Origin of the sequence: Deinococcus frigens DSM 12807 (genome assembly GCF_000701425.1) — a bacterium.
Classification (GTDB): domain Bacteria; phylum Deinococcota; class Deinococci; order Deinococcales; family Deinococcaceae; genus Deinococcus; species Deinococcus frigens.
In genome coordinates this window covers 1-9803 of the sequence record NZ_JNIW01000087.1, presented here as the reverse complement: position 1 = coordinate 9803, position 9803 = coordinate 1, and the positions used below count along the sequence as shown (strand labels likewise).

Sequence of the window (9803 nt, the reverse complement as noted above, 5' to 3'; positions counted from 1 at the left end):
TCTTCGCTCAGTACCGGGACGTGAAGTTCCCGGTGGCCTACCGGGTGTACAAGGGGAAAAGCACGCCCACACCCACAACATTGGCGCGCGAGATGCTTCGCACTGTTCCTCACTCCATCCGTTCCCGGTTTCGCATCCGGGTGCTGGCTGACAGCGGTTTTGAAGCAGCAGTGTTTCTCGATGAGGTCCGGCAGCTTGGTTTTGAGTTCGTGGTGGGTGTCCGTACCACTCGGCGCACCCTGCATCCAGGGGAAGTGACCGTCTCTGAGTGCCCACACGGCGGTTATGTTGAACTGAAGAATTGGCCGTATGAGACGCTGACGTTGGGCCGCTTCGACCGTAGAGATCGAACATTTCATGCGGTGTCTTCAGAACTGATGGAAGGAGACGAGGTGACCCAGGAGGGCAAAGAGCGGTGGAACGAAGAATCCTTTTTCAAGGAGGGGAAGCATCAGTTCGGCCTGGAACAGTTCGCGTTGCGAACTGTCGTGGGGCTGGATCGCTGGATCCTGCTGGTTTTCCTGGCCTGGACGTTGGCAATTCTCCATCGGCAGGACGGGCTGACCCCGGAGGAATGTGCGTTCCTGGCGCTGGTCACGGTGCTGCCCCATCTACATCTCAACCGACTGCTGCACCTGTTCTCGAAAAACGCGGAATTCCTGCACTAGCACGGCTATTCACTCCGCTATGCAAGGTGCAACTCCTGAGTTTGATCTCCTGCGACTCCGTGTCCTTTCTGGCTAACCGCATGCACCAAAAGCGTGCAAGAACCACTAAACCCTTGCAATTTCAAGCCTACCCTGTTCGAGGACGTGCAGGAGATGTTTGACGACGCCTTACGTCGTCCATTCATCCAGACGGCGCTCCAGACGGTGACGACGGTGGACACAGGACATGGCCGGGAAGAACGTCGCACATGCTGGACCCTACCCTGGATGATCACGTGTGGCCGGGCCTTCAAAGTGTGGTAATGGTGCGCTCTGAGCGCACCATCAAAGGGATCCTGGGCGTGCAGGATCGCTACTTTTTGAGTTCGCTCCCAGGTGATGCCCACGAGGCGCTGGAGAGCATCAGGACGCACTGGCACGTTGAGAACAAGCTGCATTGGGTGCTGGATGTCGCGTTCGATGAGGATGCCCGGCGCACCGTGAAAGACCACGGTGCAGAAAATATGGCCGTCATGCGGCGCTGGGCCTTGAATGTCATGCGACTCGAAGGCACCGCTGGAGGACTGGCAAAAAATCGCAAGCGCGTCGGTTGGGACGACGCTTATCGGGATCGCCTTCTCGCCAAACTGTTTGCGCCGTTGACGTAAGTTGGCCCTGTCTCATACTGCCCTTTACGCTGGTGCCCGTTGGAGAGCTGTTAGGATGGCCTGCGTCCCGAACTCAAGGCTATCCACCGGGATTCGTTCGTTGGGTGCGTGAATCGCTGACATGGCGTCGAATTCATTCGGAAGTGGGGTTGGCAGGTAGCCGTAGGTCTGAATGCCGAGCCGGGCGAAAAATCGCCCATCTGTCACGCCACCCAGCACAGAGGGAAGAGGGATGGCATCTGGCCTCATCTCCTGGAGAATGGTGGCCAGGGTGCCGAACCAACCCAGGTCTGGTTCGGCAGGAGACCAGTCGTAACGGTCGACCACCAAGTCGACGTCCTCCCCGACAAGCGCGCGGATTCCGAGAAGGAGGTCATCCGGTGTTTGGCCGGGGAGTAGCCGACCATCCAGCTGGAGGGTGACCTCGGCCGGAATCACATTGATCTTCTCTCCCCCCTGAACAATGGTGGGGCTGATCGTGTTCCGCAACAGCGGAGCCAGTCGACGGCCCGTCTCGCCCAAGCGGCTGAGCGCGGCGTCCGCCTGATCCGCGCTGGTCAGGTCGCGCAAGTCGCGCGCCACCGGTGCACTTACGCCTGAAGCGATGGCACCGAGCATGGTCTGCATTACGGGCGGAACGTGGATAGGGAGGGGAGTGCGGTCAAGCATATTGAGCATGCGTCCCAGCTTGGTCATGGCCATATCCGCTTTGGGCACGGATCCATGCCCCGTCGGTCCTCGGAAAGTCGCCGTCATCCAACAGATCTGTTTCTCGGCCACCATGATCGGGAAGAAGGGCTGGCCATCAATCGTCTGCATAAATCCGCCAAATTCACCGATGGCGTACTTAACGCCATCAAACAGATGGGCCCAGTCCTTGACTAGGTACTTTGCTCCAAGATCGCTGCCGGCCTCTTCGTCACAGACGAGCGTCACGATCACGTCGCCAGGCAGCGTGAGGCCGCTCATCCTGGCGCGGAGGAGGGCGCTGAGCATCATAGCAAGGCCCCCTTTCATGTCCAGTGCCCCCCGTCCCCAGACATAGCCGTTTTCGATCACTCCAGCGAAGGGAGGGTATTGCCATTGAGGTTCCTCTGCCGCGACCACGTCAACATGTCCGTGTAGCAAGAGCGGCTGGGCAGTCCCGGCTCCCGCCAGTCGGGCAATGAGATTTGGGCGGGCTGAGTGATGCCCGAGAAGTCTGGAAGGAACCCCGGCACTGGCCAGCACGTCCTGAACGAACTGCAGACAGGCGAGCTCGTTTCCTGGCGGATTGACCGTGCGGAAGCGAAGAAGCTGCTGAAGCAGCAGTACCGGGTTCTGGTACGTGAAGGCCAAGGCGCGGTTCACCCGGGGGTCAATCATGGTGTGCCCCCACTGCCGGTGCCGCGGCCAGTTCGGCGGCAAGGAGGTCCGAGAGGATGTCACGGCGGCGCCATTGAACCCACTGAACCCCGTCCCACACCGCTTCCGCTGGCCGCAGGCGAGTCAGGTAATTCGACGCCATACTGGCACCATAGGCTCCTGCCTGGGCGATAACCAGCAGGTCGCCCTCGACCGGTTCGTGCAGAGTGATGTCACGCGCCAGAACGTCTCCAGCCTCACAGGCGGATCCTGCCAGATCCCAGACGGAAGGAGGGGCGTGACGTTCCCTGAGCGGCAACACCGCATGCCTGGATCCGTACAACATCGGCCGGAGAAGCTCCGTCATGCTGGCGTCGCAGATGACAAACGGCCGGTGCGTGCGCTTTAACCCCACAATCCGAGTGAGCAGGATCCCAGCATCAGCAACCAGGTAACGGCCTGGCTCTATCCACAACTCGGCCTGGAAGGCCTGCGCAAGCCTCGTGGCCTTCTGGCCCAGAGCGTGCAGATCCAAAGTCAGGCCGAAGCCTCCCCCTATGTCGAGCACCTCAACAGGGCCGACGCTGGACGCCAGATTCTGAATTTTGGCGAACGCCTGAGTGAAGTCCTCCGGATTATCGATAGAGGATCCGATGTGTACGTGCAGGCCGATGACGTTCAGTCCGACTTTACGCGCCTTCAGATAAACCTCAGGAACGTCCTTTAGCAGGACACCGAACTTGGCACTTCCGTTGCCGGTCGCCAGGTGATCATGGGTGCCGACCTGCAGTTCCGGATTCACCCGAATGAGGACGCGGGCGCCTGGGGCGTGGCGAGCGGCCCGGTGGACTTCGTCATGCGAGTCGAGGACAAGGGTGGCCTGCACCTCGTGTGCCAGGGCGAAGTCGGCCGTCAGTTTGCCAGGCCCGTTGAGCACGATGTCCGGCCCTGGCGTGCCGGCGTAAAGGGCGCGATGGACTTCGCCACCGGAGACAGCATCGAAGCCAAATTCGAACTCGCTCTTGAGGCGCTCAAGCAAGTTGACGTTGGGGTTTGCTTTGATGGCGTAACGAACCTGGGCGTCAGGGAAAGCCGCCCGTAAGGTGGTGGCGCGTTCGCGGAGGGTTGCCCAATCATACGCGTATGTTGGGGTACCAAATTGAACCGCAAGTTCTGGCAGGGCCGCGAAAAATGAGGGGCTTTGACTTGCATCCATGCTGTCCTCCAGGGGTATTTACTGTACTGGTTTTTATTGACCGAATCGTCGACGCCTCTAGGCACCTCTTTGGCATCCATTTGGGTGCTAAGTTGTTGACATGCAGTCCGGCCCACCGTAGGGTGACCAAACGTTCAACCTCTCGACCATGTCACCCCTCGCCTCAACAGCACGTCGTCCTGGTGGCCAGCGGTGCCCAGGCCATGAATGAGGAGGCATCATCCACCCTGTGTCGACCACCGACCTTCTCAAGACAGCTGCTGGCCAGTGGCTCCGCCGTTTCCTCGCGCTCTACGATGAGTCGACGATGCCTGAGCTCGTCGCGTTTCTGCAGGCCACATCCGCACCCGGACTCCATCTGGAAGAAAGCGATCTCGTGCCCGTACCCACGGCTCACCCCGAACTCGGTGACTGGGCCGCTCCGCTGGTCTACCTCAACCGTGGGTTGAAGGTCGAAACAGTCCACGAGCACACGGAAAGGCGCCTGAGCATCACCGCCAGGGAACGGCATCCCATTGTTACTGGCCGGGTGCGTCTCACCATTGAGGTCGATCCAGACGTGGGGCAGCTGAAGCGGTTTCACCTGGCGTCTGTGCACGACGGTCACCGTTTTGTGACCGTGCCCACCCGCCCCGAAGCGCGAGTTTCCGTCTGGTCCGCTGCACAAAGTTACATTGATACGCTCGCCACGCATGACCTGTTCTCTGGATGCGTCCTGCTCCGCCGAGGGCCTGAAACCATATTTCAGGCCTGCGCGGGCATAGCCAATCAGGCGTCACAAACTCGCATTGGAGCGGGCACTCGTTTCAACCTGGCTTCGCTCACGAAGATGTTCACGGCGGTCGGTGTTCTTCGGATGGTGCAAGATGGCCGCCTCTCACTCCAGGATGAGATCAACGATCATCTGCCCCAGTGTGTCGACAGCTGGCGCGGCATCACCGTGCATGAGCTCCTGACCCACACCGGGGGGTTCGGCCCGGCCGTCCTGACTGGAGACCTGCATTGGTTGTGGAAAGACCGCTGCCGCGACATGGAGACCTGGTGGGATCTGGTTAAGCGATGTACGCCTGAGCGTGAGATGCATCGGCACTGGCATTACAGCAATGTCGGCTACGTCATCCTGGGCGTCATCCTTCAGCACGCCGCACAAAAGGACTACTTTGACACAGTCCGGGAATTGATTTTCAAACCAGCGGGCATGCATGGGGCTGGGTTTGACGAAATCGACTTCGACCATCCCGAGCGCGCCACAGGCTACGAACTGCATATCCGTCACCCCACTGACTTGGCACGCCCGCGCCGCACCCATGTCCGCGAGATCGAGGTTCGCGGTGGGCCCCACGGGTACGCCTATGCCAACGCGATGGATCTCGTAAATTTCATCCAGGCGACCCGGAATGGCACACTCCTCGACGAGGCCCGGATGCACCTGCTGGCATCGACGTTCGTGCCGACCAACCGCTCTGATAGTCAGGCCGGGTACGGGGTGTTCAAAGTTCATGCGGATGACCGCGATCTGCTCCATATGTCCGGCGCAGGCACCGGTATCAGTGCCTGGCTCGATTTCGACCTCAGCAGTGAGCTGACGACCGTGGTGCTCTCCAATTACGGCCCGCCTGCCGCCCACCGTGTGGGAAGGGAATTGCGCAGCCTGCTCACCCGCGTTTGACCACTCAACCGCACCAGCCCCTGATCTTACACCCCACACCAAGGAGGGCCGCATGAGTTCACTCCCACTCACAGAACAGATTGATCCTCGGTATGAGAACTTTGACCTGCTTCCCCCAACGAGCTTCTCGAAGTCATGTCGGATCAGGCTCGCGCCTCCAAGGCGGTTCAGGCAACGAGCCCTGAGCTGGAAGAAGCGGTGAAACACACTGTGGCACGCCTCAAAGGTGGTGGCCGCCTGATCTATGCAGGTGCCGGAGCAAGTGGACGGCTTGCTTTGCTGGACGCTGCTGAATTGCCGCCTACGTTTTCATGGCCAGTAGAGCGAGCGGTGACGATGTTCGCCGGCGGATCCAAGGCGGCCGTTACGGCTGCAGAAGAGGCCGAGGATGATATGGCGCAGGGCGCGAGTGACGCTCGAAATCTCGGTGTAGGCCCCCTTGATGTGCTGATCGGGGTGTCGGCCAGCGGCACCACCCGGTACGTGATTGGCGCGCTCCAGGCGGCACGTCAGGCAGGTGCCTATACCATCACGATGATCAACAACCGCAGGGGAGCGTTCGAGGCGCTCCCTCACTGCGTGGTTGTCCTCGATACCGGCGCCGAGGTCATCACCGGCTCAACCCGGCTGAAAGCTGGAACAGCTCAGAAAATCACGCTGAGTATATTCTCGACGGCTGTCATGGTTGGTCTCGGCAAAGCCTTTGGCAATCTGATGGTGGACGTCAAGCCGAACAATCACAAGTTACGCGAGCGCAGCGTCTGGCTGATCATGGCGGCTACTGGCGCAGATGAACACACAGCCCGCACAACCCTGGAGTTGGCTCAGGGACAGCTCAAAGCAGCGATCGTGATGCTCCGCCTGCAGGTCAGCGCGTCCGCAGCCCGTCAACGTTTGACCGCTATGAACGGTCAGCTTCGCGACGCCCTCGCGCACGCATGATCCCGCCCTTCGCTCTAGTCGAGCAGGCCGTGAACGACGGTCTGTTCCCTGGCGCAGCCGTAGGTATGGTCACCGCCGATGGAACGTTGTATCAGGCAGCGTTCGGGGCGTCTCAGCGGGAGCCAACCATAATTCCTTTGCACCACCACATGTACTTCGATCTGGCCAGTCTGACGAAAGTGCTCTTCACCGTGCGAGAGATTCTTTTGCTGGTCGAGGAGGGCAAGGTAGACCTGGACAGCCGGATTCAGCAGTGGCTGCCTGAAATTCTGACGAGCAACCGCGACCTCTTGGAAAACGTTACGGTGCGGCAACTCCTGATGCATGAAGCGCACCTTCCTGCCTCGGTACCACTGTACGAATGGGTAGGCACTCCTGAGTCCAGAAAAACACGGTTTCTCAACGAGGTGTGGCAGAAGGGCGCAAACGTCTACTCCGACGTCGGCTACATCCTGTTAGGCCTGTTAATCGAGCGGATCCGCGGAACACCGCTGCAGCACCGGCCTCTTCCTCCTGGTTTGACGTTCCGGCCCAATCCCGACTGTGCGGTGGCCACTGAGCACTGCCGCCTTCGGCGCCGCGTGTTGCGCGGTGAGGTTCATGATGAGAATGCGTACGCGTTGGGCGGCGCCGCTGGACATGCTGGACTCTTCGGCACGGTGAGTGGGGTGATGGAAGTGCTCCAGGACGTTCTAAATGGTCGTTGGCTCTCGGCGGCCGCGATGGACGAAATGCTGCGGCCCGGGTCGGCCACCCGAGCACTGGGTTGGGAACGCAAACACCATGGTTGGAGTGGGGGGAGCCTCGCGGGAGCCAGCGCGATTGGCCACACCGGCTTCACGGGCACCGGCTGCTGGGTGGACATCGGGCGCGGGGTGGCGTGGATCCTATTGACCAATGACGTGCACCCACGCCGACGGCACGCCGCGCCGATCATCAACCTGCGCCGATTTTTCGGAAATGCCGTGGCTGTTTTCCACGCCACAGGCCCCTGAGTCTTCGTTTCGACCCGTCATCCATGGAGGAGTCATGTTCTACGCAGGTGTCGATGTGGGAGGCAGTGGAACGAGGGCTGAATTGTGCAGTGGGTCACGTAGACTTGGTGAAGGGCGAGCCGGTTCGGGAAATCTGGGCACCGTCGGGCATACAGGAAGCCTGCGGGTAGTCGTAGAGGCAGTAGCAGCTGCCTTCCGGGCCGCTGGTTTGGAACCCAGTCTACGGGAGACAAGAGTCCATGCTGGGATTGCCGGGCTCGGCCGGCTCGAGGACTGTGCCTTGCTGCTGGCCCTGCCTCATCCATTCCGACGGTTGACGGTGGAGAGTGACGCTCACCTGACGTTGCGGGCAGCGTATCCGAGTGGTGAGGGGACCATCTTGCTGTGCGGCACTGGGGCACTCGCCTTGCGGCGAATCGCAGCTGGGCAGGAAGTTCGCGCCGGAGGATGGGGGTTTCCCTTGGAACGTGGTGGAGGTGCCTGGCTGGGGATGGAAGGGCTGCGCCTGGGGCTCGAGGCGATTGAGAGCGGCCAGCACACCGCTCTGGCGACCGCGATGCAGCGCCGCTTCCTGGGCATAGATGGCGCCATTCGATGGACCCGTACGGCCAAGGCGTCGTCCTATGCTGGCCTCGTTCCTGATGTGCTCGCTGCGGCGAAACAGGGAGATCAGGAGGCCGCCCGGCTCCTTACCTCCTGGTCTTCCGAGCTGATGGGGCTTCTCGGTCGCATTAACGCCATGCAAGGTCCCTGGACGGTTTGGGGTGGGTTATCTCGGGCCGTGTTGGACTACGCACCTCCAGAGTGGTTGGAGCGGTACCAACCTATGGCGGAGCGGCCTCTAGGCGCCGCGCTAAAAACGGCACAACTCCCCCACTAATCGCTGTATACGGATGACTCTGCTGGATACCGGTTGTGTACCAGTGTAGAAACAGGAGGGTGACGGGTCGTCCTGGCCATCACAACAGGATGTGGGCTCATCCTGATGAGTGAGACGGCTATCGTCCTCCGGTCTCCACGACGATTTCGTAGCGGGAGGCGTGGTAATAGCCCCGGGTGAATTCGATCGCGTGTCCGTTGGCGTGATACGTCACCCTGCGGGTAAAAAGGGCGGGCTCTTTGGTGCTGAGCATCAGCACCTCAGCTTCTTCAGCCGGCATGAAGAGGGCCGTGATGTGCTGAAGCGCCCGCACTGGCCGTGCGTTGGTGGCGTCGAGATAGGCATAGAGGGAGTCATGGATCTTGTGGGGATCCGGAACAAATTCCGCCGGAAGAACGGTGTGTTCGATGCAGACTGGGAGCTTGTTGGCATACCGGATTCGTTTGAGGCGGGCGACCCGGTCCCTGGGCGAAATGGCCAGAGCAAAAGCCTCGTCCGGCGTCACGGCAGTGGTTTCACGCACCAGCCACTTTGTGGTGACGGACATGCCGCGCGCGTGCATTTCTTCAGTGAAGCTGGTCAACGTCTGGGGGGCCTGGCTGAGCCGGACAAGCGGATCTTCCGGGGCCGTCAGGCTGGCGGCGTAGGTTCCGGAGCCCCGTTTGCGAACCAGTGCCCCTGCCTCTTCAAGCCGCTCGAGAGCTTTGCGCAAAGTGCGCCTCGAGACGCCAATTTCCTCAGCAAGCTGCCGCTCTGGAGGCAACGCCTGGTCGGCCGGCCAGGTACCAATGGCAAGACCCTGACGAAGTCGCGCTTCCACCTGGAGGTAGAGCGGAGTGTCATCCGTCATCGATGCGTGAACCAATCCCACACCAATCAATGTAGCTTTTTTCTGTTGACCAAACAAGCCAAACGACAGGAGTGTCGAACGATTGTCATTTTTCACGGCTTATTGATCACGGCGTAAATACTGCCTGATAGCCTCATGGCATGGCCGAATGGCAACCTTCACGGTATTCCCGCGCCCAGCTTGAGGAACGCCGACTGGCCGCTGCCGACTGGCTTCAACGCGGCACCCACACGCACCGCGAGATTGCCGAACATTTTGGCGTGTCTGTCTTCACGGTCACCACCTGGAGAGCCCGGCTCAAAAAGATCGGCACGCTGCAGGCCACCGTCGCTCCAGGACGTCCATCACGTCTGACCTCCAGCCAACTTGAGCAGCTTCGCACCCTCCTGCGGGAGGGTGCGCCGCAGCATGGCTTTCCCGATGATACGTGGACAACCCGCCGGGTCACGGATCTCATCGGTCGGCACTTTGACATCTGGTACCACCGCGACCACGTTCGGAAAATCCTTCATCAGATGGGCTTCACACCACAGATGCCGGATGGACGGGCCGCCGAGCGCAATGAACTTCGAATTGCGTCCTGGCGGGAACA

General features: G+C 60.6%; 10 protein-coding genes. 7 read left to right on the top strand and 3 right to left on the bottom strand.

Annotation, left to right across the window (positions count from 1 at the left end):
- Both Q322_RS21260 and Q322_RS0118445 read left to right on the top strand, forming a co-directional pair.
- Positions 1-668, top strand: a 668-nt coding sequence (locus Q322_RS21260; RefSeq protein ID WP_051668751.1) for a transposase, incomplete at its 5' end; no start/stop codon positions are given.
- A gap of 248 nt (positions 669-916) precedes the next feature.
- Positions 917-1315 carry an ISAs1 family transposase gene (locus tag Q322_RS0118445; protein WP_051668750.1) on the top strand — a complete coding sequence of 133 codons (399 nt, stop codon included), beginning with the start codon at positions 917-919 and terminating at the stop codon, positions 1313-1315.
- A gap of 24 nt (positions 1316-1339) precedes the next feature.
- Here Q322_RS0118445 and Q322_RS0118440 read toward each other — a convergent pair whose 3' ends face one another.
- Together Q322_RS0118440 and lysA are read right to left on the bottom strand one after the other, a co-directional pair.
- A complete protein-coding gene (locus Q322_RS0118440) occupies positions 1340-2680 on the bottom strand; it encodes a M20/M25/M40 family metallo-hydrolase (protein ID WP_051668749.1) in 1341 nt (446 codons plus the stop codon).
- Entirely contained in the window at positions 2673-3875 is a 1203-nt protein-coding gene (gene lysA, locus Q322_RS0118435) for a diaminopimelate decarboxylase (RefSeq protein WP_051668748.1), read from the bottom strand. Before lysA ends, Q322_RS0118440 begins: the two co-directional genes overlap by 8 nt.
- Before the next feature lie 229 nt (positions 3876-4104).
- Here lysA and Q322_RS0118430 point away from each other — a divergent pair, with 229 nt between their 5' ends.
- The 4 genes from Q322_RS0118430 (at position 4105) to Q322_RS25015 (ending at position 8361) form a co-directional block, all read left to right on the top strand.
- Positions 4105-5544, top strand: coding sequence for a serine hydrolase domain-containing protein (locus tag Q322_RS0118430; RefSeq protein ID WP_029479339.1), 1440 nt, complete (start codon positions 4105-4107; stop codon positions 5542-5544).
- A gap of 135 nt (positions 5545-5679) precedes the next feature.
- The gene (locus Q322_RS0118425) at positions 5680-6486 is read left to right on the top strand and encodes an N-acetylmuramic acid 6-phosphate etherase (protein ID WP_211248935.1); all 807 of its coding nucleotides are present in this window, start codon (positions 5680-5682) and stop codon (positions 6484-6486) included.
- A complete protein-coding gene (locus Q322_RS0118420) occupies positions 6483-7481 on the top strand; it encodes a serine hydrolase domain-containing protein (protein WP_029479337.1) in 999 nt (332 codons plus the stop codon). The genes Q322_RS0118425 and Q322_RS0118420 overlap by 4 nt, the downstream gene beginning before the upstream one ends.
- A complete protein-coding gene (locus Q322_RS25015; RefSeq protein ID WP_084148086.1) occupies positions 7384-8361 on the top strand; it encodes a glucosamine kinase nucleotide-binding domain-containing protein in 978 nt (325 codons plus the stop codon). The genes Q322_RS0118420 and Q322_RS25015 overlap by 98 nt, the downstream gene beginning before the upstream one ends.
- Positions 8362-8479: 118 nt before the next feature.
- Here the strand turns inward: Q322_RS25015 and Q322_RS0118410 are convergent, their stop codons facing one another.
- Positions 8480-9307, bottom strand: coding sequence for a GntR family transcriptional regulator (locus Q322_RS0118410; RefSeq protein ID WP_211248934.1), 828 nt, complete (start codon positions 9305-9307; stop codon positions 8480-8482).
- Between the two features lie 44 nt (positions 9308-9351).
- On the opposite strand from Q322_RS0118410, the gene Q322_RS23630 reads away from it, so the two are divergent.
- Positions 9352-9803 (top strand): winged helix-turn-helix domain-containing protein (locus Q322_RS23630; protein ID WP_156953154.1); only part of this gene is annotated, 452 nt, incomplete at its 3' end.